The organism is Roseovarius aestuariivivens (assembly GCF_004761875.1).
Taxonomy (GTDB): Bacteria; Pseudomonadota; Alphaproteobacteria; order Rhodobacterales; family Rhodobacteraceae; genus Roseovarius; species Roseovarius aestuariivivens.
Window position 1 is genome coordinate 70,296 of sequence record NZ_SJEY01000005.1, and the last position, 23,236, is coordinate 93,531.

24 protein-coding genes are annotated in these 23,236 nt (G+C 59.9%); 16 read left to right on the forward strand and 8 right to left on the reverse strand.

Annotated features, from left to right (window positions below):
* Positions 1-244: 244 nt before the first annotated feature.
* Positions 245-1,162, reverse strand: a complete 918-nt coding sequence (locus EZV60_RS09525) for a response regulator transcription factor (protein ID WP_245306259.1) — start codon at positions 1,160-1,162, stop codon at positions 245-247.
* Positions 1,152-4,493 carry a hybrid sensor histidine kinase/response regulator gene (locus tag EZV60_RS09530; RefSeq protein WP_135504837.1) on the reverse strand — a complete coding sequence of 1,114 codons (3,342 nt, stop codon included), beginning with the start codon at positions 4,491-4,493 and terminating at the stop codon, positions 1,152-1,154. Before EZV60_RS09530 ends, EZV60_RS09525 begins: the two co-directional genes overlap by 11 nt.
* A gap of 266 nt (positions 4,494-4,759) precedes the next feature.
* On the opposite strand from EZV60_RS09530, the gene urtA reads away from it, so the two are divergent.
* From urtA to EZV60_RS09570, 8 genes are all read left to right on the forward strand, one after another.
* Positions 4,760-6,031, forward strand: a complete 1,272-nt coding sequence (urtA, locus tag EZV60_RS09535) for an urea ABC transporter substrate-binding protein (protein WP_135504839.1) — start codon at positions 4,760-4,762, stop codon at positions 6,029-6,031.
* 153 nt (positions 6,032-6,184) lie between these two features.
* Positions 6,185-7,093 carry an urea ABC transporter permease subunit UrtB gene (gene urtB / locus EZV60_RS09540; RefSeq protein ID WP_245306260.1) on the forward strand — a complete coding sequence of 303 codons (909 nt, stop codon included), beginning with the start codon at positions 6,185-6,187 and terminating at the stop codon, positions 7,091-7,093.
* 13 nt (positions 7,094-7,106) lie between these two features.
* On the forward strand, positions 7,107-8,249 hold the full coding sequence (gene urtC, locus EZV60_RS09545; RefSeq protein ID WP_135504843.1) for an urea ABC transporter permease subunit UrtC: 1,143 nt from the start codon (positions 7,107-7,109) through the stop codon (positions 8,247-8,249).
* A gap of 8 nt (positions 8,250-8,257) precedes the next feature.
* Positions 8,258-9,010 (forward strand): urea ABC transporter ATP-binding protein UrtD, encoded by a 753-nt coding sequence (gene urtD / locus EZV60_RS09550; protein ID WP_135504845.1) that lies wholly within the window; start codon positions 8,258-8,260, stop codon positions 9,008-9,010.
* A gap of 11 nt (positions 9,011-9,021) precedes the next feature.
* Positions 9,022-9,711 (forward strand): urea ABC transporter ATP-binding subunit UrtE, encoded by a 690-nt coding sequence (gene urtE / locus EZV60_RS09555; RefSeq protein ID WP_135504847.1) that lies wholly within the window; start codon positions 9,022-9,024, stop codon positions 9,709-9,711.
* Positions 9,712-9,733: 22 nt separating this feature from the next.
* The gene (gene fmdA / locus EZV60_RS09560; protein WP_135504849.1) at positions 9,734-10,963 is read left to right on the forward strand and encodes a formamidase; all 1,230 of its coding nucleotides are present in this window, start codon (positions 9,734-9,736) and stop codon (positions 10,961-10,963) included.
* 58 nt (positions 10,964-11,021) lie between these two features.
* Positions 11,022-11,357, forward strand: a complete 336-nt coding sequence (locus EZV60_RS09565; protein WP_135504851.1) for an FmdB family zinc ribbon protein — start codon at positions 11,022-11,024, stop codon at positions 11,355-11,357.
* Positions 11,358-11,539: 182 nt separating this feature from the next.
* Complete coding sequence (locus EZV60_RS09570; RefSeq protein WP_135504853.1) at positions 11,540-11,725, forward strand: hypothetical protein; 186 nt, start codon at positions 11,540-11,542, stop codon at positions 11,723-11,725.
* On the opposite strand, the gene EZV60_RS09575 is transcribed toward EZV60_RS09570, so the two are convergent.
* The 4 genes from EZV60_RS09575 to EZV60_RS09585 are packed head-to-tail and all read right to left on the reverse strand — an operon-like array spanning position 11,726 to position 14,040.
* Entirely contained in the window at positions 11,726-12,448 is a 723-nt protein-coding gene (locus EZV60_RS09575) for an RlmE family RNA methyltransferase (protein WP_135504855.1), read from the reverse strand.
* A 1-nt stretch (position 12,449) separates the two neighbouring features.
* The gene (locus EZV60_RS19250) at positions 12,450-12,581 is read right to left on the reverse strand and encodes a phage tail protein (protein ID WP_245306262.1); all 132 of its coding nucleotides are present in this window, start codon (positions 12,579-12,581) and stop codon (positions 12,450-12,452) included.
* Positions 12,578-12,913, reverse strand: a complete 336-nt coding sequence (locus tag EZV60_RS09580) for a phage tail protein (RefSeq protein ID WP_210115079.1) — start codon at positions 12,911-12,913, stop codon at positions 12,578-12,580. Before EZV60_RS09580 ends, EZV60_RS19250 begins: the two co-directional genes overlap by 4 nt.
* On the reverse strand, positions 12,910-14,040 hold the full coding sequence (locus EZV60_RS09585; protein ID WP_135504857.1) for a Ppx/GppA phosphatase family protein: 1,131 nt from the start codon (positions 14,038-14,040) through the stop codon (positions 12,910-12,912). The genes EZV60_RS09580 and EZV60_RS09585 overlap by 4 nt, the downstream gene beginning before the upstream one ends.
* Positions 14,041-14,286: 246 nt before the next feature.
* On the opposite strand from EZV60_RS09585, the gene EZV60_RS09590 reads away from it, so the two are divergent.
* From EZV60_RS09590 to EZV60_RS09605, 4 genes are all read left to right on the forward strand, one after another.
* Positions 14,287-14,583 (forward strand): virulence factor, encoded by a 297-nt coding sequence (locus tag EZV60_RS09590; RefSeq protein WP_135505251.1) that lies wholly within the window; start codon positions 14,287-14,289, stop codon positions 14,581-14,583.
* Positions 14,584-14,609: 26 nt separating this feature from the next.
* Positions 14,610-15,536 (forward strand): methylenetetrahydrofolate reductase, encoded by a 927-nt coding sequence (locus EZV60_RS09595; protein WP_135505253.1) that lies wholly within the window; start codon positions 14,610-14,612, stop codon positions 15,534-15,536.
* Between the two features lie 10 nt (positions 15,537-15,546).
* Positions 15,547-16,617: a methyltetrahydrofolate cobalamin methyltransferase gene (locus EZV60_RS09600; RefSeq protein WP_135504859.1), complete on the forward strand. Its 1,071-nt coding sequence runs from the start codon at positions 15,547-15,549 to the stop codon at positions 16,615-16,617.
* 108 nt (positions 16,618-16,725) lie between these two features.
* Positions 16,726-17,310: a pyridoxamine 5'-phosphate oxidase family protein gene (locus EZV60_RS09605; protein ID WP_135504861.1), complete on the forward strand. Its 585-nt coding sequence runs from the start codon at positions 16,726-16,728 to the stop codon at positions 17,308-17,310.
* Between the two features lie 32 nt (positions 17,311-17,342).
* Here EZV60_RS09605 and EZV60_RS09610 read toward each other — a convergent pair whose 3' ends face one another.
* On the reverse strand, positions 17,343-17,948 hold the full coding sequence (locus tag EZV60_RS09610) for a response regulator transcription factor (RefSeq protein WP_135504863.1): 606 nt from the start codon (positions 17,946-17,948) through the stop codon (positions 17,343-17,345).
* Positions 17,949-18,040: 92 nt separating this feature from the next.
* Here EZV60_RS09610 and EZV60_RS09615 point away from each other — a divergent pair, with 92 nt between their 5' ends.
* Both EZV60_RS09615 and EZV60_RS09620 read left to right on the forward strand, forming a co-directional pair.
* A complete protein-coding gene (locus EZV60_RS09615) occupies positions 18,041-18,562 on the forward strand; it encodes a putative pterin-binding protein (protein WP_135504866.1) in 522 nt (173 codons plus the stop codon).
* Positions 18,563-18,597: 35 nt separating this feature from the next.
* Positions 18,598-21,135, forward strand: coding sequence for an ATP-binding protein (locus tag EZV60_RS09620; RefSeq protein ID WP_135504868.1), 2,538 nt, complete (start codon positions 18,598-18,600; stop codon positions 21,133-21,135).
* Between the two features lie 8 nt (positions 21,136-21,143).
* Here EZV60_RS09620 and EZV60_RS09625 read toward each other — a convergent pair whose 3' ends face one another.
* Complete coding sequence (locus EZV60_RS09625; RefSeq protein WP_135504870.1) at positions 21,144-21,506, reverse strand: cupin domain-containing protein; 363 nt, start codon at positions 21,504-21,506, stop codon at positions 21,144-21,146.
* A 91-nt stretch (positions 21,507-21,597) separates the two neighbouring features.
* Here EZV60_RS09625 and EZV60_RS09630 point away from each other — a divergent pair, with 91 nt between their 5' ends.
* Complete coding sequence (locus EZV60_RS09630; protein WP_135504872.1) at positions 21,598-22,506, forward strand: aldo/keto reductase; 909 nt, start codon at positions 21,598-21,600, stop codon at positions 22,504-22,506.
* Positions 22,506-23,162 (forward strand): DUF6064 family protein, encoded by a 657-nt coding sequence (locus EZV60_RS09635; protein WP_135504874.1) that lies wholly within the window; start codon positions 22,506-22,508, stop codon positions 23,160-23,162. Before EZV60_RS09630 ends, EZV60_RS09635 begins: the two co-directional genes overlap by 1 nt.
* Positions 23,163-23,236 lie beyond the last annotated feature (74 nt).

The window sequence follows — 23,236 nt, forward strand, 5'->3', positions numbered from 1 at the left end:
TCCACGGTCAAAGCCGCCAGATTTATTTGAGGAAACATGCCCGGAAAATAGGGCCGAATTTAGACAAACTCAGTGCGTCACCGTGTTCCTTCGTGATGAAAACGGGTCTGACAGACGCGGTTTTGATCGAAAATTTTTGCTCAAATGTGCAATTTCAGGATGTTTACGCAATTACTAAGTGCGTGTTTTACGTGTGCGAAGACAATTTTCAGGAGCGCTGCAACAGCCCGCTCTACCCAATCGGCTAAGCTCCATGCAAGGCGCGATCAGCCATAACCGCAGCCGAGGTTCGATTGTCTACGCCCATCTTGTGAAAGATCTGCTCGAGATGCTTGTTGACGGTGCGCGCGCTCAGCGACAGGATCTCGGCGATATCCCGGTTCGTCTTACCGTGGGACAGCCATAATAGCACTTGCGCCTCTCGCGCGGTCAGGTTGAAGGTTCTTGCCAGCCGCTCGTCCTCGGTGCCTGCCGTATCTTCCTTGATGCGCACCACGATCTCGCCCTGAACCTGCCCCAGATAGACAAGAGTCAGACGGTCGTTGGCATAAGGCTTTGCCGCCGACATCGGCTGTGAGCCAAGCCGCGAGAGCCACGTCTGCACCGCGGCGGTGGCGGCCCCGTTTTCGACGAGACCCGCCTCCGTCACGCGTTCGACAGCATTCGGTGTGCCCCAACTGACACGACCGTCCGTCGCGAAGGCGACCACGGTTTGCCCAGCATATTGCAGCGCGGCGCGTGCCGACTGAATCGCGCGGGCGTTCAGCACATGGGTCGTGATCCGCGCCAGCAGTTCCTCGATAACCACGGGTTTGGTGATGTAGTCCACGCCGCCCGCCTGAAGTCCGCGCAGGATATGCTCCGATTCCGACATCCCCGTCATAAAAATGACCGGCGCCGAGGTGGCATTTGGCGTGGCCTTGAGACGCCGGCACGTTTCGAAACCGTCGAGCCCCGGCATCACCGCGTCCATCAGGATCACGTCTGGCTGCACACGCTGAGCGAGCGCGATGCCCTCCTCGCCGGAGCGCGCCACAAGGACGGTCACGCCGTTTTCCTCCAAAGCGCGCGAGACCAGACCGAGGGTTTCGGGCGCATCGTCAATCGCAAGCGCAATGAAGCGTCCCATGGCAATGGGATTGTGAGCTACGTCAGGCGGCATGCTGCATCATCTCCTTCAGCATTCGGGCGACAGCTGGCAGATCGAATTCGGAAAGACGCAAACGCAATAACGCGACCTGCTCGGATTCGACCTCTTGTCCAGCGGTCAGTGCATCAAGCTCGCGCGTGATCCCGGCGGCGTGGCCGATCTCGGCAAGTCGGTACATCCGCGCAAGCGCGTCTGCGGGAACCGTGTGAGTGTCTTGGCGAATTTCCTCATCGGTGATCAGGTCGACCTGCAGAAGACCCGCCATCCGAGCAAGCACGTCACTGAGTGAATATGGCTTCACGATGAAGGCATCGTAGAGCTGCTGGCGATCGATGGATTGACGTGCTTCGAGCGCGTGACCTGTCACCATCATGATCGGCGTCGAACGATGTTCAGGCCGGTCGCGCAGTGCTTGCGCCAAATCCCATCCCGTCATACCAGGCATGTCGATGTCCAGCACGAAGAGATCCGGCTTAACGTCGTTGAGCGCGCTTATCGCCGCTTCACCCGTCGGCAAAACCTGTACGAGAAATCCGAGCGGGCGCAGCATGGTTTCCAAAAGCCGCAGATGGTCGTGGTCGTCATCAACCACCATTACCGTCTTGCGCGGGCCGAGATAGCCGGTTGCGTTGATCCTCTCCCGCAACGTCCAGGCCGAACTGGGAATCGCACTATCGCGCAAGGACGGCAGCATCAAGCGGACCGAGAACGTCGTACCTTCCCCGCGCAGACTGTCGACCTTTATCTCGCCCCCAAGAACTTCAACCAGAAGCCGGGTGATGGTCAGACCAAGACCGCTTCCGCTGGATGCCTGTTGCGCGAAACGCTCGAACGGCTTCCAGATGCGCTCAATATTTTCCTCTTCGATCCCAATCCCGGTATCGCTGACCTCGATCAGCGCGACCTCGTTGCGATAGTGTAGATGCAACGTGACGGTGCCAGTGGGCGTGTAGTTGATCGCGTTGGACAGCAGATTGATCAGGATCTGACGCAGGCGCTTTTCGTCAAACTCAATCCATTCCGGCGGGTTGCCGGAGGTCCGAATGCCGAAATCCAGCCCCTTCTCTCGCGCCTGACGCTGAAACACCGCGGCAATCTGCCGAAGAAGAGCCGGCAGGTTGATCCGGTCGCGATAGATTTCCAGCCGTCCCGCCTCGATCTTGGAAATGTCGAGCAGATTTTCGATCAGCGCCGCAAGATGTTCCGAGCCGCGCCGGATCGCAAGAACGGCCTCGCGGCGTCCGGCCGGCATGTCGCGATCCTGCTCCATCAACTGGGCGTACCCGTAGATGGCGTTGAGAGGCGTACGCAATTCGTGGCTGATGCCCGCCATGTAACGCGTCTTGGCAAGGTTCGCGGCTTCGGCCTTTTCCTTAGCCGCTTGAAGTTGCGCGTCCGTTCGATCGTGGGCACGGATTTCGCGCAAGAGACGCTGAGTCTGGATGCTTGCCTCGTCGCGAGCCTTGTTATGGCTTTCACGCACAAGAATGAAGGTCCACACAACGATGCCGTTCACCACCAGAAGCGTGCAGAACAGGATCGTCAGCACCGCATCGAACTGCGGGCTTTCGGCTTTTGCCCGGATCAATAACAGAACGCCGGCGACGATCGCCGAAGGCACGGCCGTGGCAATCATGAAGACGGATAACCGCGAGGTCAGCAGATCGAAAACTGATGTCGGCAAGACGCGCCGCAGCGTGCCCACCAACATCACACCAATCGTTGCATGCGGCTTGCAACTGTCGCGGCAGGAGGCATCGAGCGTGCAACACAGCGAACAGATCGGCCCTGCGTAGAACGGGCAGTCGGTCATGTCCTCCGGGTCGAACCGGTACTCGCAAACGCAACAGGTCTGCGTACCTTTGGGCTGGGCGGCCTGAGGCTCACTGACAGGCCGCGCGATATAATATTTGCCGCCTGTCGCCCAAGCGATCATTGGGGCAACTGCGAACGCTGTCGCGAGCGCAACCAGCGCCGAGAAGGGCTGCAAGGTTTCACCAAGCCCCCCCACAAGCGTGAGCACCGAGATCAGAACAGCGGCCAGCATTGCGCCAGTACCCACCGGATTGATGTCATAAAGGTGCGCGCGACGGAACTCGATCCCTTTCGGGCTGAGGCCCAGGGGTTTGTTGACAACCAGATCAGCGGTCAGCGCGCCTATCCAGGCGAGGGCCACGTGGGAATAGAGGCCGAGGATGGACTCGATGACGTGGAACACACCAAGTTCCATCAGCATCAGCGCGATGGACACGTTGAACACCAGCCAGATCACGCGCCCCGGATGAGAATGCGTTATCCGCGAAAAGAAATTCGACCAGGCAATCGAGCCGGCATAGGCGTTTGTCACATTGATCTTGAGCTGCGACAGAATGACGAACGCCCCTGTCAGGGCCAAAGCGACGTAGGGAATGGTGATGACTTGATCGAACGCCGCGAAATACATCTTCGTCGGATCGGTTGCATCGCGCGGAGGAACGTGAGCGGAAATCGCAAGTGTCAGTAGAAAGGACCCAGCAAGCATCTTCGCTACGCCGAGAACGGTCCAGCCCGGTCCCGCCGCCAACAACGCAAACCACCAGCGGCGCCGCTCGGACGGGGTTGTAGGTTCTCGAAGAAAGCGCAGGAAATCCACTTGTTCGCCGATTTGGGCGATCAGCGACAGCACAACGCCCATCGCTGCCCCGATCATCATGACGGTAGGTCCGTCCGCGCCCCGCTCCCCGACGAAGTCGGTCCAAGTGCCAAGGTCTACGCCAGAATAGGCAAGAAGCACGAAAGGCAGGATATGTAGGACAATCCAGAATGGCTGCGTCCAGGTCTGAAAGGTGGAGATCTTGGAGAATCCGTTAATCACAAGAGGAATGACCACCATTGCAGAAAGCAGGTATCCGATCCCGAGCGGCACGCCGAAGCAGAACTCCAGCGCGAAGGCCAGAATCGCGGCTTCAAGCGCGAAAAATATGAAGGTGAACGTCGCATAGATCAGCGACGTGATCGTCGAGCCGATGTAGCCGAACCCTGCTCCGCGGGTCAGCAGATCAATGTCGACGCCATAGCGCGCGCCATAATAGCTGATGGGCAGGCAGGTCAGGAACAGGATTAGGCCGGCCAGCATGATCGCGATGATCGCGGCGTCGAACCCGTAGATCAGCGTCAGTGCGCCGCCGATGGCCTCAAGCGCAAGAAACGAGATCGAGCCAAGTGCGGTGTTGGCCACGCGCGCATAGCTCCAGCGCCTCGCGCGACGCGCGGTATAGCGCAGAGCGAAGTCTTCCATCGTTTCATTGGCAACCCAGCGATTGTATTTTCGCCGTCCACCCGTGGCACTGAAAGAAATGGCCATGAAAGGTCCCAGTTTTTGCTCGGACCATGCCCTCCCCCTGGCACGGCAATTTTGCGCAGACACACGCGCAACACACGCATGGCAGGCCGCTCGAACAGGCCCTCCCGCCCGAACGTCCAAGCAACTCGTCATGCACTCTGCAGGGTAAAAACGCCCAATCAAATACGTCATTCGACGTATACTGCATTGCAGCATTTGCTGCCAGCCTTCCGGTCAGAGGCACATTCGTCCCGTCTCACCGACATCTGCACTGACAAGGAGGCATTATGTCCGACACGAAAAAACCAAATGGTATCAATAACCTGAGCCGCCGCGCCGTTCTCGCAGGCGGCGCCGCGCTTTCGGCTTCTCTCTTCACGCCCAAGATGCTGCGGGCTTCGGATTTTCCGACCGACGTCGTTAACACGACCGGCCTCGCGGTTACGGATACAACCGTGACATGTGGTATCCTGCACTCCGTTACTGGGACGATGGCAATTTCCGAGACCGGATCGGTTCAGGCCGAAAAGCTCGCCATCGAGCAGATCAATGCGCAGGGTGGTATTCTCGGGCGTAAGGTCGAATACATTCAGGAAGACGGCGCATCCGATTGGCCCACCTTCGCCGAGAAAGCGCGCAAGCTTCTCGTGAACGACAAAGTTGCCTCGGTCATGGGCTGCTGGACCTCGGCAAGCCGCAAAGCCGTTCTGCCGGTCTTCGAACAGCACAACGGCTTCCTCTACTATCCCACCTTCTACGAGGGGCTGGAGGAAAGCCCGAACGTCATCTACACCGGCCAAGAAGCCACCCAGCAGATCATCGCGGGCCTCGACTGGGTCAACCAGACAAAGGGCGCAAAGTCGTTCTATCTACTTGGGTCGGACTACATCTGGCCGCGCACGTCGAACAAGATCGCGCGCAAGCACATCGAGAACTTCATGGATGGCTGCAAGGTCGTGGGCGAAGAGTACTATCCGCTCGGCCACACGCAGTTCAACTCGGTCATCAACAAGATCCGCCTGCGCAAGCCCGACGTGATCTACGCAATCGTCGTGGGCGGCTCGAACGTGGCCTTCTACAAGCAGCTGAAGGCGGCCGGTATCGACCCATCCGAGGAAAGCCCGATCGTTCTGACCATTTCCGTGACCGAGGACGAAATCCGCGGCATCGGCGGCGAGAATGTGGATGGCGCCTATGCCTGCATGAAGTACTTCCAGAGCCTGGAGAACGAGAACAACCAGGAATTTGTCAAGGCTTTCAAAGAGATGTGGGGCGAAGACATGGTCATCGGCGACGTGACGCAGGCCGCCTATCTTGGTCCGTGGCTGTGGAAAGCCGCCGTCGAGAAGGCCGGGTCCTTCGACGTCGACAAGGTGCGCGAGGCCAGCCCCGGCATTGAATTCACCGGCGCGCCTGAAGGCTATGTGCGCATCCACGAGAACCACCACCTCTGGTCCAAGACCCGGGTGGGTCGCGCCAAGGCGGACGGTCAATACGAAGTGGTCTACGAGACCGCGGACCTCGTCGAGCCCGATCCTTTCCCCGAAGGCTACCAGTAAGGGCTGTCTCCCCTCCGGCCCGTTTGCGTGACCGGGCCGGAGACCAGAGCCCAAACCTGCGCCGCGTTCGTCATACGCGCGGCGCAGGCCCGTCCTTCCATCCTCCCGCTGCTTCCAGACACGGAAAGACATCCCATGTTCTCAGACTATTCCATGAGCGAGCTGACCGCGATCTTTGCCATGCAGGGGTTCGCCGGTCTCATCCTGTTTTCGGTCTTCGTGCTGATGGCACTCGGCCTTGCAATCATTTTCGGCCAGATGGGCGTTATCAACATGGCGCATGGCGAGTTCATGATCCTCGGCGCCTACGTGACTTACCTGATGTCGAACCTGTTCGCCGACTACATGCCGGCGCTTTTCGGCATGTATTTTTTCGTGGCGATGATCTTCGCCTTTTTCGCGTCAGGCGCCCTCGGAATGTTGGTGGAATGGTCGCTGATACGTCACCTTTACAAACGCCCGCTCGACACGCTTCTGGCCACGTGGGGACTGAGCCTTATCCTGCAGCAGGTTTACCGTTCAGTCTTTGGCGCACGTGAAGTGGGCGTAAGTATTCCGAACTGGATGATGGGTTCTTACCCGATCACCGATCTTATCGAAATTCCGATCAACGGAATGTTCGTGATGACACTGGCCATCAGCATTTCACTCGCAGTGTACATCATGATGTACCGCTCCGGCTGGGGTAAACAGGTGCGCGCAATCAACAACAACCGTCAGATGGCTGATGCCGTGGGCATCAACACCGCCTGGACGGACCGCATGACCTTCGGCATCGGCTGTGGCGTGGCAGGCGTGGCCGGATCAGCCTTTACGATGATCGGCTCCACCGGACCAACCGCAGGTCAGCTCTACATCGTCGACACCTTCCTTGTGGTCGTGTTCGGCGGCGCGGGTAGCCTTCTGGGCACCATCGCCAGCGCCTTCTCGATCAGCCAGGCCCAGTCGATCATGGAATTCTTCCTGTCGGGCTCGATGGCCAAGGTGCTCACCCTGCTGGTCGTGGTCGGCATCCTGATGGTGCGTCCGCAGGGCCTCTTCACCCTTAAGCTGCGCAAGTAAGCGGGAGGCAAAGATGCAAAAAGCTCAAATCAAACACCCCTTCCTGACCCGGCGAGACATTATCGGGTACGCCATCCTCGCAGCCGTTATCTTCGTGCTGTTCCCCGCGATCCTCGACAGCTTTCGCCTGAATCTCTTCGGCAAGTACCTCACCTACGCCTTCGTTGCGGTCGGTCTCACGCTTTGCTGGGGCGTGGGAGGAATCCTGAGCCTTGGTCAGGGCATCTTCTTCGGCCTAGGCGGCTACTGCATGGCGATGTTCCTCAAGCTTGAGGCCTCGACGCCGGAAAACACCGCCATCCAGTCCACCCCGGGTATCCCGGATTTCATGGACTGGAACCAGCTCACAGCACTGCCCTGGTGGTGGGAGCCGTTCTACTCCTTGCCCTTCGCCCTTCTGGCGGTGGTCGCGGTGCCGGTCATCTTCGCCTTCATCATCAGCTTCGCAATGTTCACGAGGCGCGTGAGCGGCGTCTATTTCGCAATCATCACGCAGGCTGTCGTCGCGATCCTTGCCATCCTGATCATCGGACAACAGGGCTATACCGGCGGCGTCAACGGGATCACCGATTTGCGCACGCTGCTTGGCTGGGACATCCGCACCGAAGAGGCCAAGACGACGCTCTACTTCGTCAACGCGGTCCTGCTCTTTACCGTGCTCTTCGTTGCGCAGTTCGTACGCAAGTCGAAGATGGGCCGCCTTCTGATCGCCATGCGCGACCAGGAAGACCGCGTGCGCTTCTCGGGCTATAACGTCGCCAGCTTCAAGATCTTCATCTTCTGCCTCGGCGCGGCCTTCGCCGGGATCGGCGGGGCGATGTTTACGCTTCAGGTCGGGTTCATGTCGCCCACCCTGATCGGTATCGTGCCCTCTATCGAGATGGTGATCTTCTGCGCTGTAGGTGGCCGGATGTCGATCATCGGTGCGGTCTATGGCGCCCTGCTTGTAAACTGGGCCAAGACAACCTTCTCCGAAAGCTTCCCCGAGCTCTGGCTCTTCGGTCTAGGCGCGCTTTTCATCGCGGTCGTGATGGCCTTCCCGAACGGTCTGGCCGGTGTCTGGGTCGAAAAGATCGAACCGCTCATCAAGAAATTCTGGCCCGGCGGCGCGAAGGACACGGTCGCGCCCGCCGCAAAGCCTAACCCTGCGGAATGAGGTGAGCCATGCTGGACATGAACAACAAGAACTTCGTGCTGATGGTCGAGGACCTCACGGTTTCCTTCGACGGGTTCAAGGCGGTCAATGACCTCAGCTTTTATGTCGAACCCAACGAGTGCCGAGTGATCATCGGCCCGAACGGCGCAGGCAAGACAACTGTCCTTGACCTCATCTGCGGGCGCACGCGGGCCACGTCCGGGTCCATCGCCTTCAAGGGCAAAGACCTTTTGAAGATGCGCGAGGACCAGATCGTGCATGCCGGAGTTGGTCGGAAGTTCCAGACGCCTTCGGTGTACGAGGACCTCACCGTTTTCGCCAACCTCGAGCTCAGCTATCCGAAGGGCCACAGCGTCTTTGGCGCTCTCTTCTTCAAGCGGGACGAGGCAGTGCGTCAGCGGATCGAAGAAATCGCCGAGATGATCTTTCTCAGCGATCTGCTCACCCAAAAGGCCGCGTTTCTCAGCCACGGACAAAAGCAGTGGCTGGAGATAGGAATGCTGCTCATCCAGGACCCGGAACTTCTGATGCTCGATGAACCCGTGGCGGGCATGTCCGTCGCCGAGCGCAAGAAGACTGCCGAGCTGCTCAACCGCATTATCGCCGACCGCTCGGTCATCGTCATTGAGCACGACATGAGCTTTGTCGCCGATATCGCGACGCGCGTCACCGTCCTGCACCAGGGACAGGTGCTGTCGGAAGGCTCGATGGAGCATGTCCAGAACGACCCGAAAGTCGTCGAAGTCTACCTCGGTCACTGAAAGGAAAGCTGATGTTGAACGTCAAGGAACTCCGCTCGGCCTATGGCGAAAGCGAGGTGCTTCATGGCCTCGACCTTGAGGTCAAGCCGGGAGAGATCGTCGCGATTATGGGCCGCAACGGCATGGGCAAGACCACGTTGATGAAGACGCTCATGGGGCTGATGCCCACCAAGTCCGGAGCTGTCAGCGTCGAGGGCAAGACGGTCACCGATCTCAAGCCGTATCAGCGCGTCGCCAATGGCATCGCCTATGTGCCGCAGGGCCGCATGATCTTCTCTAGCATGACGGTACAGGAAAATGTCGAGACGGGTCTGACCTCGACAGGCGAAAAGACCGTGCCCCAAGATATCTACGAACTTTTTCCCGTTTTGCTGGAGATGAAGTCGCGCCGGGGCGGCAATCTGTCGGGCGGTCAGCAGCAACAGCTTGCAATTGCCCGTGCGCTCGCCTCTCGTCCCAAGGTTTTGCTTCTCGATGAGCCGACCGAAGGCATCCAGCCGTCGATCATCCGCGAGATGGCGCGCACGCTGCGCAAAATCCGGGATGAAAAGGGCCTGTCCATCGTGGTGTCCGAACAGGTCCTGACCTTCGCGCTCGACGTGGCTGATCGGGTGGTGGTGCTCGAAAACGGCACCTTCGTCCATGACAGCCCGCGCGAAGGCATCGATGAGGCGAAAGTCTCGAAATTCCTATCCGTCTGACCACAACTGAAGAGAGGACAACATGGCAGATACGCTTATCTCGGTCGATCTTTCCGAAAGCCCGCATACCAACGAGGCGGTGCACAACCGGTGGCATCCCGACATCCCGATCGCAGTCTGGGTCGAGCCGGGCGACGATTTCAAGATCGAAACCTATGACTGGACCGGTGGTCAGATCAAAAACGACAATGACGCCGCCGATGTGCGCGACGTGGAACTGGAACAGGTGCACTACCTGTCTGGCCCCATCGGGGTGAAGGGCGCTGAGCCGGGCGACCTGCTCAAGGTCCACATCCTCGATATCGGCGCCAAGGAAGAGATGAACTGGGGCTTCAACGGCTTCTTCTCCAAGCAGAACGGCGGCGGGTTCCTTACCGATCACTTCCCCGAGGCGCAGAAATCCATCTGGGATTTCCATGGCATGTTCACTTCGTCGCGCCATGTGCCGGGCGTGAAATATGCGGGCCTCATCCACCCTGGCCTGATCGGCTGTCTGCCTGACCGCAACATGCTGGATATGTGGAACAGCCGCGAGACGGCGCTTTTCAACACTGATCCGGACCGCACCCCTCCGCTGGCCGCGCTGCCCAATACCCAATCGGCCCATATGGGCAAGCTCACCGGCGACGAGAAAGAAAAAGCTGCCGCCGAGGCTGCCCGTACCGTTCCGCCGCGCGAACATGGCGGCAACTGCGACATCAAGGACCTCAGCCGCGGCTCGACCTGCTATTTCCCGGTCTATGTCGATGGCGCGGGCCTTTCGATGGGCGATCTGCACTTCAGCCAAGGCGACGGCGAGATCACCTTCTGCGGCGCCATCGAAATGGCCGGCTGGCTGCATATCCAGGTCGAGCTGATCAAGGGCGGGATGGAGAAATACGGGATTAAGAACCCGATCTTCAAACCCTCGCCGATCACGCCGAAGTATGACGACTACCTGATCTTCGAAGGTATCTCCGTCGATGAAAGCGGCGAGCAGCACTATCTCGACGTGCATGTCGCCTATCGCCAGGCCTGTCTCAACGCCATCGAGTATCTCAAGAAGTTCGGCTATTCCGGCGCACAGGCCTACGCGATTCTCGGCACGGCACCGGTGCAGGGGCATATCTCGGGCGTGGTGGACATCCCCAACGCCTGCGCCACGCTATGGCTGCCGAACGAGATCTTCGATTTCGATATCATGCCCGGCTCGGACGGCCCGACCAAGCATCTCGACGGTTCAGTCGATATCCCGCTCGCGCCCGATCTGTAAGCTCTTTACGGGCGGGCCGATCGCGTCCCGCCCGACCCCAAGACACGCGGAGACACCTATGCCCTATTACGACTATAGCTGCCCCGACTGCGGACCCTTCACAGGCTTCGCCGCAATGGCCGATTTCGACAAGCCCTGCCACTGTCCCAGTTGCGCCGCACAATCACCGCGCGTCCTATTGCGAGCCCCGGCCTTTGCCAACATGGACGGCACGACGCGCACCGCGATCGCAACCAACGAACGCGCGCAACATGCGCCCAAATCGACCAGGTCACATGGCCCGGGCTGCTCTTGCTGTTCCTCTTCCTCCAAGAAATTGCCCAGCCGCACTCTGCACAGGCCGGACGGTTCGAAAAGCTTTCCCTCCGCTCGCCCCTGGATGATCTCTCATTAGGGCGGCACAATGGACACAGGAGACGCACACGAAAGTGAGCAGAGTATTCCGTGGCCTTGAAACGGCCTAGTTGCGCGTCAAACGACTTTCGCCCGGAAATCGGCCGAGATCCGGGCCAATATCGCCTTAAACAGATGTTAATCTTCGTCTCTCACGGTAAATTAAACACCGGGGGAACGGTAATGGACACGATCACTTCGCGCGATCTAGCGCGCCACGCCAAGCTCTTCGAGCTGTTGCGTCAGCAGAACATGGCCAAAGCGACGCGAAAAAACCTTAAGGAAACGCGGACCACTGCAGTTTTGGAGGGTCAACGTTTTCAAGAGATGGCCGCACAGTCGCTTGCAGAACAACAAAAGAGCCTATGATCAAGCTTCGCGGCGAAACCCTGTCGCGACCACGAATTTTTCCGAGCTGTCAGAGCGGGACGCGGGCGGCTTGACATTGGCGACCTTGGCAAAACGCTGTTTGAGCAGTTTTTGAAGCTCACCTTCAGCCCCGCCGGCCAATACCTTGGACACGAAAGTCCCACCTTCGCTGAGGACGTCGAAGGCGAAATAGGCTGCCGCCTCGCACAGCGCGATAATACGCAGATGATCGGTCTGTTTATGGCCGGAAGACGCGGCCGCCATGTCGGACATCACCACATCCGCCTCGCCACCTAGCCACGCCTTCACAGCGTCGTCGGCACCGTCCTCCATGAAATCAAGCTGATGTATCTCGGCCCCGGCGATCGGCTCGACCTCCTGCAAATCGATGCCGAGCACATAGCCCCGTGCCTTGCCGGATTTCTCGCCAAGGGCGTTGACGCGAGGCACCACGACCTGGCACCAGCCACCCGGCGCACAGCCCAGATCGACCACGCGCGCGCCGGGGACCAGAAAGCGAAATTTGTCGTCGAGTTCCATGATCTTGTAGGCCGCACGCCCACGATAGCCCTCGGCTTGGGCGCGTTTCACATATGGGTCATTCAATTGCCGCTGCAGCCAACGGGTAGAGCTGGTGCGGCGGCCCTTCGCTGTTTTGACTTTGACGGTCAGGTCGCGCTGACCTCGGCCAGAGGTGTTCTTGCCGGTCGGTTTCTTGGCCATCTCACGTCCCGTTCGTTACTGTGATGCCCTCGTAGGCAAGGTCGATGCTCTCTACGGCCACCACGCTGTCCTCGACCTTTTGATCCGTGCCCAAAATTTTGACTGAAAAGGCATTATGCAAAGTCCAAGTCATGGCCGGGCTGCCGGTTGCGTCCAAAAGGGAAATCGAGGCAGGTTTGCACGCATGATCTTGTTCGTCTTGATGGCGTTCAACCACGCCCAGACATCATCGGCTTTGGGAAGGATGCCCTTCTTCAGCGTAACATTCGAATGCTTTTCGATGCCCGGCATTTTGAATGCAGAGAAGATCGGCCGATTGCCGGTGCGATGTTCGAATGTCTGAGTTTCTACATCCAATCCCGCGACCCTTTGGAATTGGGGGTCGATATCGTCAAATGACACGCGGAAATAAAACCTTGGTAAGGGCCAGACAGACCGACTTGAGAGAGAGGTGTCACCAGTCATATCTCCTCGCCTTGCGTGAGTACGCCATCGGCGGCCATTTGGGCATAAAGCATTCCTTCGCGCAGCCCCCGGTCCGCAACCGAGAGACGGTCGGTGGGCCAGCAGCGCAGCAGCGCCTGCAAAATAGCCGCGCCCGACATGATCAACGCCTGCCGATCAAGTCCGATACGCGGATCGCGCCGCCGTCCCGCAGGGCCCATCGCCAGGTAATCCCGGATCACCTTGTCAATCTCCTCACTGGTCATGCGCAGCCCGTCCACCTTGTTGCGATCATAGCGTTTGAGGCCAAGATGCGAGGCCGCCACAGTTGTGACCGTTCCGCTGGTGCCTACGATCTGGAACCCTTCTCGCGGCGGTTCATCCTTGTAGGGTGCGAACTCGGCGAGGTTTTCCTCGAAAAACCAGCTCATGAGCGCGAAGCGAGCCATGTCGTCCTCGACATCTCGGAACTGGTCGCGAAGCGTGGCTACGCCAAGCGGCACGCTGATCCAGTCAACCACCCGCGCCGTGCCGCCACTTTCGGTCGGCACAGGAAAGCCGCCGTGCATCCGCATGATTGCCCGGGCACGCTCGCGCGGTTCCACATTCTTAAGATCAATCCAGACAAGTTCGGTCGAGCCGCCTCCGATATCGACCACGAGGAGCTGCTCTGTCTTGCGACTGACGAGCGGCGCGCAGGACACAACGGCAAGCTGCGCCTCTTCCTGCGGTTCGATAATATCGAGCTTCAATCCTGTTTCGCGCTGAACCCGCGCCATGAAGTCCGCGCCGTTACTCGCACGGCGGCAGGCCTCGGTCGCGACAAGCCGCATCCGCGTAACCTTGTGGCGTTTGATCTTTTGCTGGCAAACGCGCAGCGCCTGAATGGTGCGGTAAATCGAGGAGCGCGACAAACGCCCGGATTCCTCGAGCCCTGTCCCGAGTTGAACGGATTTCGAAAAGCTGTCCACAACTTTGAACTGCGCGCCATCAGGGCGGGCAATCAGCATACGACAGCTATTCGTGCCCAAATCCAGCGCCGCATAAAGCGGACCGGATCCAGGCGTGATCAGTGCGGGGCTCTCTACCAGAGCGCGGTCTTTCGACCTAGGGGAAGCGCCCGCACCAGCAGGACGCCTGGGCGCCATGTCACGCCCTCCAATTCGAGTTGAGTTAAAGGTAGTGGCAGAAAGGTGTTCGCGCAAGCTTTGCTATAATGACAACACCATCTTGAATCATTTTCGTATTCGCGACGGTGGTACGCCGTAACGTCAGCCGATATGATGGCACTGTCGCTGGTGCACGCCGTTAAGTCGAAAAACGACGCCGTGTGTGCCCTGCCCTGCTTTAGAGAAAAGCCACCGAGACGCGAGATTCGGGACGAAAGGTCGAAAATGGTTGATGTCACAATCGTCTACTGGCGCGACATTCCTGCGCAGGTCATCGTCGGCAAAGGCCGCCGGGGAGCGAAGAAGCAGCTTCCCGAGCGCTTCGAGCAGGCCATCGACCGTGCAGCGATGAAGACCGGTGCGGCCGGAACCAACGAATATCTCGCCGAATGGCGCAAGGCTGCGCCTTACACGGTTGAAGGCGACGCCGACGACGTGGCCGCGTCTGAGGCCGCGCGTCTCGATGCGGAATATGATCAGGACCGCATCAAGTCCCTGATCGCAAACGATGGCTGGGCATGAGCCCGAATTCTCTCTGGGAGGCCGCGATGGCTCTTTTGAACTTCAAGAAGCGTGAGAAAACCGCACCCGCTGGCAATGCCGAGCTTGAGGCCTTTCTCAAGGGCTATTCGATCGAGGTGATGCCGCGCACCGCCGAGAAGGTCGAGAATTTCCGCGACCTTCTGCCCGCGGGCACGCGCGTTTACATCGCCCATATCGAGGGCACGCCCATCGAGGATATGGTCGCCACCGCCAAGCGTCTCTCGTCCGAGGGATACAACGTGATGCCGCATTTCCCGGCGCGTATCATCAAGAACAAAGCGACGCTGGAGGACTGGATTGCCCGCTACCAAGGCGAGGCTGGCGTCGAACAGGCGCTGCTGCTGGCCGGTGGCGTGACCACGCCCCATGGCGATTTCGACAGCTCCATGCAGCTTATGGAAACTGGTGCCTTTGACCGCGCGGGCTTTAAGCGACTGCACGTGGCCGGCCACCCCGAGGGCAACCGCGACATCGACCCCGATGGCGGCATGAAGAATGTCGAAGATGCGCTCCGCTGGAAGCAGGCGTTCTCCGAGCGCACGGACGCGGAGATGGCGCTTGCCACGCAGTTCGCCTTTGATGCAGGTCCGATCATCAAGTGGGCCGACAGCCTGCGCGAGGCCGGGATCACCCTGCCCGTCCATATCGGCATCGCCGGTCCCGCGAAGCTCCAGACGTTGATCAAGTTCGCTATCGCCTGCGGCGTGGGCCCGTCGCTCAAGGTCCTGCAGAAGCGCGCGATGGACGTTTCAAAGCTGCTGCTTCCCTATGAGCCGACCGAAGTTCTGACCCAACTCGCGGCGCACAAAGCCAAGAACCCTGACTTCAACATCGAAAACGTGCACTTCTTCCCGTTGGGCGGCATCAAATCGAACGCTGAATGGGCCATCAACAACGGTGGCGAGGCCACCAAACCAGCCAACGCATCCTGAAAGGCGCTTCATGACCCGCACTATCGTCGAAAGCAAAACCAAGACCGCCGTCATCGGCTTTGACGAGCCGTTCTGCGTCATTGGCGAGCGGATCAATCCCACCGGCCGCAAGAAACTGGCCGCAGAACTCGAGGCCGGCGATTTCTCGACCGTCGAGGCCGATGCCGTGGCGCAGGTCGCCGCCGGGGCGACCGTGCTCGATGTGAATGCTGGCGTGGTCTACAACTCGAACCCCAACCCGAACGAGACCGAACCGCCGCTCATGACCAAGATGATCGAGCTGGTGCAGGGCCTCGTTGACGTGCCGCTTTGCATCGACAGCTCGGTGCCCGCAGCCCTTGAGGCCGGGCTGAAGGCTTGCGAGGGCCGCCCGCTGCTGAACTCGGTCACGGGCGAGGAAGAGCGGCTGGAGTTCGTGCTGCCGCTGGTCAAGAAATACAACGTGCCGGTCGTGGCGATCTCGAATGACGATACCGGCATTTCCGAGGACCCCGACGTGCGCTTTGCCGTGGCCAAGAAGATCGTCGAGCGCGCCGCCGATTTCGGAATCCCGGCGTATGATATCGTGGTCGACCCACTGGTCATGCCGATCGGCGCCATGGGCACTGCAGGCCAGCAGGTATTCACGCTTGTTCGCCGTCTGCGCGAGGAACTTGGCGTGAATACCACCTGCGGCGCGTCGAATATCTCGTTTGGCCTGCCCAACCGGCACGGCATCAACAACGCGTTCCTGCCGATGGCTATGGGCGCCGGCATGACCTCTGCGATCATGAATCCGGTGGCTCTCCCGGTGAAACAATCCGAGATCGACGCGAAGAAGGCTGAAGCCGCCGCCGCCGGCCTCGTACTGCCGGAGGAACTGGACGACGAGACCTTCTGCCAGCTCTTTGGTCTTGGTTCCACCAAGTCGCGTCCGGGCAAGGAGATGGAGGCCATCCGCGCCGCCAACTTCCTAACTAACAATGACCCGCACGGGGCAGAGTGGATCAAGTTCAACAAGGCCCCGCCAAAGCCCGGCGAAGAAGCCGCAGGCCGCGGTGGCCGCGGTGGACGCGCAAGCGGACGCCGCCGCCGGGCCTGATCCAGAATTCAAGCGAATAAGAGAGCACCGCGTCCGTCGTGGGGCTTTTCGTTTGACGCAGCCTGTCTCGTCGTGGCCTCCTGCGCGCAAGGCAACGGGAGGTGCGCCATGACCATGTTTCACAACAAGAATCGCGAATTACAGGATCGCTATGGCGGCCGTTCAGTGGCCGACCGGATCGTCGACATGGTCGAAAGCGACGAGATCACGAGCGACTTCAAAGAGTTCATCGAAGCACAACCGTTCTTTTTTCTCGCCACGGCTTCGGCCACCGCGACGGACTGCTCCTTCAAAGGCGGCGCACCGGGCTTCGTGCGGGTCACAGGGCCGAAAACGCTGCTTTTTCCCGATTATGACGGCAATCGAATGTACAAGTCTTTGGGCAACATCCTCGAAAATCCGCAAGTCGGCCTGCTCTTCATCCGCTTCGGGGCGGAAGAGGGCCAAGGCGCGCTTTTTCTGCGGGTGCGGATCAATGGCCGGGCGACTTTGCATGATGATCATCCCGCCCTAGAAACCTATCCGGGTGCATCCCGGCTTATTGAGGTTGCGGTCGATCATATCTATCCGAACTGTCCGCGCTACGTGCCCCAGATGGACACAGTCGCGGCCTCGCGCCACATTCCGCAAGCGAACAGGGATCAGCCGGTGCCGGCATGGAAAGAAATTCCGGAAATCAAGGAGCTGCTTTAGGCCGCCGATCGATCTTCCAAAGAGCGGAAACGTCAGACGAGACCAAGGTCGCGAGCCAGCATGGCCGCATGGGTACGGTTTTTCGCACCAAGTTTGCGCGATAGCGTTTTCACGTGAAGCTTGACCGTGACTTCCTGAATGTCGAGATCCCGGGCAATTTCCTTGTTGAGCTTGCCTTCCGTGACCCCCAACAGCACGTCGCGTTCCCGGGGTGTAAGCTGAACGGTCGCGTTCTCGGTGTCGCTGTCGGCGAGGAATTCCAGCGGCAGATACACCTGCCCTGTCATCATCTGGCGTACCGCCGAGAGCATCGCCTGCGGCGTCAAGGTCTTCGGCACGAAACCCGCCGCGCCCGCGCGCAACGCGCGGCGCGCCACATCCGGCGGCGCGGTGCCCGACAGGATCGCGACCGGACATCCCGCCTCGGCCTGCATCCGGGCCACGCCATCCAGGGCCTCCATGCCAGGCATCTTGAAATCTAGCAGGATCAATCGGAACGGCCCTTGCGCCGCATTGATCGCAAGAGCGGTTTCGAAACTGTTCGCCTGCGCCACGTCGAAACCACCCTCTCGCCGCAGGTATTCCGACAGCGCTTCGCGCACCAGATCGTGGTCATCCGCCAGTAAAAGCTTGTCCATTCGCCCTTTGTCTCGTGGCACCTTCGTGAGTGTTCTCTTGCCGGTATATATTGGCTGATCTGGACTTCCAGACCAAACGATGATTTCGATATATGATCGAGGATCGGAGTACTTTGTTGATCGTGATACGTTTTTGCCTGATAAGTCTGCTCTTTGGCGCAGCAACGGCTTCTTTAGCGGCGGCCGATTGCAAAGATCAATTCGCCCTGCCTCTCAAGATGGAGTTCTCCGACCACGACGCGGAGAGTGTCGTTCTCTGTCCAGGGGATCTCGATGCGCTGCCTCAAGCAAGCTTCGAGACGACAACTCTCTGGACAAACGGCACGCAACGGTTCGAAGGCGTCTGGCTCGCTACGCTGCTTGAAGCGATTGGCGTGATCGATGGCGAAATCACGCTGCGCGCGATCAATGACTATGCGGTCACCGCCCGCGCGGAGACATTCGAAGAAGGAGGGGCTCTTCTGGCCTATCGTCGCAATGGCCAACCGATGAGCACACGCGACAAAGGGCCATACTGGCTCGTCTGGAATTACGACGCCAATCCCGACTTCAGAACACAACAGATTTATTCGCTAAGCATCTGGCAACTGGACCGGATCACGGTTTCGCGGTAGCAACAAAGAAGCCGCCGCCGCAGACGGGCTTTGTCATGCTGTCCCGCTTTCGTTTCAAACGCTTCTCGCGACGCCCTTTCGTTCTGTCGATTTTGACAGGCCTTGCGGCCGTGTTTCTACTGGGCTGCGCGTTTCTGACCTTACAGGTCTACTTCCGGCTGGACGATCTTACCGCGGCGCGTAGCGACAATATGCAGTTCACGATCTCCCGGCTGGAAGTTGAACATGTCAAACTTCAGAGTGCGGCGGAGAACCTGAATAACGCCGATCCGACCGCAACGGACACCTTCCGCCGCCGCTTCGATGCCTTCTACAATCGGGTCAACACGCTTTTGGCGAGCCCGCTTTACACAGGGGCCCTGTCCAATTCTGGGATGGCCCAAGATCTCCGGTCAATCCGGACGTCACTGGATGAAATGACCGCGCTGGTCGATCAGCCTGATGACGTGCTGAGACCGGCGAGGGACGCTCTGCTTGCGGGAATTGCCCCATTGTCCGAGACGATCCAGAGCATTTCATGGGCTTCGCTCGGCATCGCGGCCGAACGGTCGGAAGCGGAACGCGCGGCGCTGGCCCGAACCCTTCTTCAGCTTGCGGTGATCAGCCTGCTGCTGATCGCGGCGCTTGTCGCGCTTTCCTTCCAGCTCTGGACACTCTTCAGGCGCTATCGGCAACGGGCGCTGGAAAATCGCACCACGCTCAATCGGCTTAGCACGATCCTCAATACATCGCTCGACCATATCGTCGTCATTGATCCCGATAGCCGTATCATCGAAGCCAACGCGGCCGCGGATGTGGCCTTTGCCCTTTCCGGACCAGATGGCCAGCGCAAGCCGATTACGGACGTGCTTTTGCGCCGCAATGACGCAGGCACGACCGAACCGGTCAGCGGCGCGCGGCTGATCGAGGCCTGTCGCAACGGGCCGAACCGCTGCGCGAAGGTATTGGCCCGTCGGGCCGATGGCCTGCTCTTTCCGGTCGAGATGTCCGCGGCGCTTGCGTATCAGTCGGGGCGCGAAGTCTGCGTCTGCTATCTGCGCGACATCTCGCAAAGGCTTGCAGCACAAAAGGAAATCGAGGCAGCGCGCGACCGGGCTTTGGCCGGAGAGCAGGCGCAAGCGCGGTTTCTCGGCATGATCAGCCACGAAATGCGGACCCCGCTCAACGGCATTCTGGGCGTGGTGGATCTTCTGGACGAGACCGTTCTCAACGTCGAACAGCGTCGCTACCTACGGATCCTGCAAAGCGCCGGTCAGCAACTGCTCACGCAAATCAATGACGCGCTCGACCTGACCCAGGCAGGCAACGGGCGGGTGACGCTCGATCGAGGCGTTTTCGATCTGGATGCGCTCTTGGAAGAAGCCATTTCAGGGTTGATTGCGCAAGCCGGGGCGCGCGACACGCAGATCGAACTGCGTATCCCCGACGGCCCGCTCGGTCTTGTGGAGGGCGACCGGGCGCGCGTGCTTCAGGTTCTCGTCAACCTTCTTTCGAACGCGGTCAAGTTCACCGATGGCGGTCAGGTCACGGTCGAAGCGACCCGGCCCGAGCCTGCGCAGCCTTGGGTCGAGGTACAGGTCGCCGATACCGGGCGCGGAATTCCGGATGAAGATTTACCGCACATTTTCAACGACTTCGTACGCGCGGGCAATATCGCGGGCGGGGACGTTCCCGGCAGCGGCTTGGGGCTTGGTATCGTGCGGACGCTGGTTCAAGCCATGGGCGGCCGCGTAGGCGTGGAAAGCATCGAGGGCGAAGGCAGTCTCTTTTGGGTGCGCCTTCCCCTCGATGTGGCGTCCGAAAACTCAGTGCGCGCGCCGGCGCCAAGCCCGACCGGCGGCGATGTTCCCCCTTTGCGGGTTCTCGTCGTGGAGGATAACGACGCAAACCGCTTTGTGGCCACGCAAATGCTGCTCAAGGACGGACACCGGGTTAGCGAGGCGAGGAGCGGCGAGGAGGCACTGCGGCTGACGCAGGACGCCCGGTTCGACCTTATCCTCATGGATATCCGTATGCCTGGACTTGACGGTCTGGAGACCGCCCGCCGCATCCGGACCCGACCCGGACCAGCCCAGGCGGCGCGACTGATCTTCCTGACCGCGCATATTCAGACCGAAAATTATCAGGAAATCAATGATTTGAATATCGAAGCTATACTGGCAAAGCCGCTTCGCCGGACCGTGCTGCGCAATGTTCTGGCCGGGCGAATTGGCGGGGTCCCACCAGCCAACTCGCACACGGTCGATGCCCGGGTGATGGAGCAGCTGCGCGACACGCTGCCAGCCACGACGCTGGAGGCGCTTCTGGCGCGGTTTACGGAAGAGGGTGACCGGTTTGTCGACGGGTTGCAGAAGGAGATGGGTAAACCTTCTGAGGTGGACATTTCGCGGGTCCACAAGTTCGCAGGTTCCGCTGCCACCTTCGGAGCAAGCCGGTTGCAAGAACGGCTTGGACAGCTAGAAGATGCGTTATATCAAGGGGATACGCGACGGGTACGGCAGGAGTTGGCGGGTTTGCCGAAGCTGTGGCGGGATACCCGCGCGCGATTGACGGGCGCACGCGACGCCGCCTAACCCAAGGTTCAGCCTGGAAGCGCGGTTTCAGGACCCTCGGCATAGACGGCGATCAAACAACCGGTCTCGGTATAGGAACTGTGCTCGGTCCCGGCGGCGAGCCAAACCATGTCGCCTTGCCGGTATACCGTGCCATCATTGTCGATTAACTCCCCGTCCAGTATAAGAAATTCCTCGGCGCCGCCGTGGCGATGCGGGGTAGAGCGCGCCCCGGGCGCCATGCGGTAGACATAGAATCCGACATCTTTCGGCTGGTCTGGATTGAGCTTGAGAAAGCTCGTGCCGGGTTCGGATTCGGCGTCGAAGGGCTTGAAGAGATCAAGGTCGCCGATGTTGGCCACGCGCCGCTCCGAGGTATGGATCGTCTTCATCTCTGCGACACCCCCGCACAGGTTGTTTTGCTACATTTTGTACAGACTATATTTACGCAAAGTCCAATTTGTACAAAATTCGTGAGCGCCCATGACCCTCACCCGACGCCATCTTATCACCTCCGGGCTTGCCTTTGCCGCCCTTCCCGCGACGACGCTCAACGCGGCCACCGATCCTACCTTGCGCACGATCCCGTCGACCGGCGTGAAAGTGCCCGCAGTCGGGCTTGGCAGCTGGATTACCTTCAACGTGGGCAACGACCCGGAGTTGCTGCGCGCCTCGACCGAGGTGATTGCCGCTTTCCTCGACGAAGGGGGCGGGATGATCGACAGCTCTCCGATGTATGGCTCGTCTCAGGACACAATCGGGCACGCGCTGGAACAGCTTGGGCGGCGCGACGCGGTTTTTGCGACCGACAAGGTCTGGACCGGGTCCATGGCAGACGGGCCGGAGCAGATTGGCGCGACCCGAGACAAATGGGGCGTGACCCGGTTCGAGCTATTGCAGGTGCATAATCTTGTGGAATGGCGCGGACATTTGGACACGCTTTTCGAAATGAAGGCCGCTGGGCAGCTGGGGCATGTGGGCATCACCACCTCGCATGGTCGCCGCCACCGGGAGATGGAGCGGATCATGAAGGACTACCCGCTTGATTTCGTGCAGCTGACCTACAATCTGGCCAATCGCGACGCCGAAGCACGGCTTTTGCCGCTGGCGCGGGAAAAGGGCATCTCGGTGATCGCCAACAGACCCTTTGAGCGCGGGGCGCTGCCGCGGCGGCTGGAGGGCGCGCCGCTGCCCGGCGTAGCGGCAGAGCTTGGCGCGGACAACTGGGCGCAGCTCTTGCTGAAATTCGTGCTGTCGCATCCGGGCGTCACGATTGCGATCCCCGCGACGACGCGGGTGGAGCATGTGCGCGAAAACAAGGTTGCAGGGCGTGGCCCCCTGCCCGACGCCGCGCAGCGCCGGGAGATCGTGGCGCATTTCCAATCGCTGTAATGGCCGACTGGCTGTCCTACAGAGCGTCGGATTTCCTGCTTTTTTCGGAGCGCGTGTATTGGCGGCTGTTCGAACGGCTGAACGAGGCGATATGGCTGTGGCCCCTCGCCGCGACGACCGCGGTGCTGGCAGGACTGGTTCTGCTCTATCGTAGACCGAGGCATGCACAGCGCGCGATGCTGGTTTTGTTGTCCGTCTCATGGGCCGCAAGCGGGCTGCTTTTTGTCTGGCAAATTTATGCGCCGGTGCATTTGGGCATGCCGTATCTCGCGCCGTTCTTTGCGGTTGAGGCTGTGCTCTTGCTGTGCGCGGCCGCGGCAAGGACTGAAACTTGGTTCAGTCGTACGGGCCTACTCCTCATTTCCGGGGCGTGCCTGTGGCCAGTGCTGGCACCGGTTTTCGGAAGACCATTCGTACAAGCTGAAGTGTTCGGGACCGCGCCAGATCCGGTCGCCGTGGCGACGCTTGGTCTGGCTTTGTGCCTGCGGTCTGCACGGTGGCGGTTTGGGCTGATGCTGATCCCCGCGCTCTGGCTTTTGCAAAGTGCCGTGACGCTTTGGGTTCTTTCCGGCTGGGCCGCGTTGCCGCCTGCCGCAGCGGTTGCTGTCGCACTGGTCGGGGCGCTCTGGCGGACAAAAGCCCGGCAACCTGCCTAGCGAAGCGGCAGATAACGCTTCGGGTGCTGTGCGGGCCGGTGCAGGGCATTGGTTCTCTGGGGTCTTGCCTGTAA

Excerpts from the sequence above, each read along its gene's own strand:
- EZV60_RS09525 (WP_245306259.1), bottom strand. The coding sequence starts at position 1,162 with ATGCCGCCTGACGTAGCTCACAATCCCATTGCCATGGGACGCTTCATT.
- EZV60_RS09530 (WP_135504837.1), bottom strand. The coding sequence starts at position 4,493 with ATGGCCATTTCTTTCAGTGCCACGGGTGGACGGCGAAAATACAATCGC.
- urtA (WP_135504839.1), top strand. The coding sequence starts at position 4,760 with ATGTCCGACACGAAAAAACCAAATGGTATCAATAACCTGAGCCGCCGC.
- urtB (WP_245306260.1), top strand. The coding sequence starts at position 6,185 with ATGAGCGAGCTGACCGCGATCTTTGCCATGCAGGGGTTCGCCGGTCTC.
- urtC (WP_135504843.1), top strand. The coding sequence starts at position 7,107 with ATGCAAAAAGCTCAAATCAAACACCCCTTCCTGACCCGGCGAGACATT.
- urtD (WP_135504845.1), top strand. The coding sequence starts at position 8,258 with ATGCTGGACATGAACAACAAGAACTTCGTGCTGATGGTCGAGGACCTC.
- urtE (WP_135504847.1), top strand. The coding sequence starts at position 9,022 with ATGTTGAACGTCAAGGAACTCCGCTCGGCCTATGGCGAAAGCGAGGTG.
- fmdA (WP_135504849.1), top strand. The coding sequence starts at position 9,734 with ATGGCAGATACGCTTATCTCGGTCGATCTTTCCGAAAGCCCGCATACC.
- EZV60_RS09565 (WP_135504851.1), top strand. The coding sequence starts at position 11,022 with ATGCCCTATTACGACTATAGCTGCCCCGACTGCGGACCCTTCACAGGC.
- EZV60_RS09570 (WP_135504853.1), top strand. The coding sequence starts at position 11,540 with ATGGACACGATCACTTCGCGCGATCTAGCGCGCCACGCCAAGCTCTTC.
- EZV60_RS09575 (WP_135504855.1), bottom strand. The coding sequence starts at position 12,448 with ATGGCCAAGAAACCGACCGGCAAGAACACCTCTGGCCGAGGTCAGCGC.
- EZV60_RS19250 (WP_245306262.1), bottom strand. The coding sequence starts at position 12,581 with ATGACTTGGACTTTGCATAATGCCTTTTCAGTCAAAATTTTGGGCACG.
- EZV60_RS09580 (WP_210115079.1), bottom strand. The coding sequence starts at position 12,913 with ATGACTGGTGACACCTCTCTCTCAAGTCGGTCTGTCTGGCCCTTACCA.
- EZV60_RS09585 (WP_135504857.1), bottom strand. The coding sequence starts at position 14,040 with ATGGCGCCCAGGCGTCCTGCTGGTGCGGGCGCTTCCCCTAGGTCGAAA.
- EZV60_RS09590 (WP_135505251.1), top strand. The coding sequence starts at position 14,287 with ATGGTTGATGTCACAATCGTCTACTGGCGCGACATTCCTGCGCAGGTC.
- EZV60_RS09595 (WP_135505253.1), top strand. The coding sequence starts at position 14,610 with ATGGCTCTTTTGAACTTCAAGAAGCGTGAGAAAACCGCACCCGCTGGC.
- EZV60_RS09600 (WP_135504859.1), top strand. The coding sequence starts at position 15,547 with ATGACCCGCACTATCGTCGAAAGCAAAACCAAGACCGCCGTCATCGGC.
- EZV60_RS09605 (WP_135504861.1), top strand. The coding sequence starts at position 16,726 with ATGACCATGTTTCACAACAAGAATCGCGAATTACAGGATCGCTATGGC.
- EZV60_RS09610 (WP_135504863.1), bottom strand. The coding sequence starts at position 17,948 with ATGGACAAGCTTTTACTGGCGGATGACCACGATCTGGTGCGCGAAGCG.
- EZV60_RS09615 (WP_135504866.1), top strand. The coding sequence starts at position 18,041 with ATGATCGAGGATCGGAGTACTTTGTTGATCGTGATACGTTTTTGCCTG.
- EZV60_RS09620 (WP_135504868.1), top strand. The coding sequence starts at position 18,598 with ATGCTGTCCCGCTTTCGTTTCAAACGCTTCTCGCGACGCCCTTTCGTT.
- EZV60_RS09625 (WP_135504870.1), bottom strand. The coding sequence starts at position 21,506 with ATGAAGACGATCCATACCTCGGAGCGGCGCGTGGCCAACATCGGCGAC.
- EZV60_RS09630 (WP_135504872.1), top strand. The coding sequence starts at position 21,598 with ATGACCCTCACCCGACGCCATCTTATCACCTCCGGGCTTGCCTTTGCC.
- EZV60_RS09635 (WP_135504874.1), top strand. The coding sequence starts at position 22,506 with ATGGCCGACTGGCTGTCCTACAGAGCGTCGGATTTCCTGCTTTTTTCG.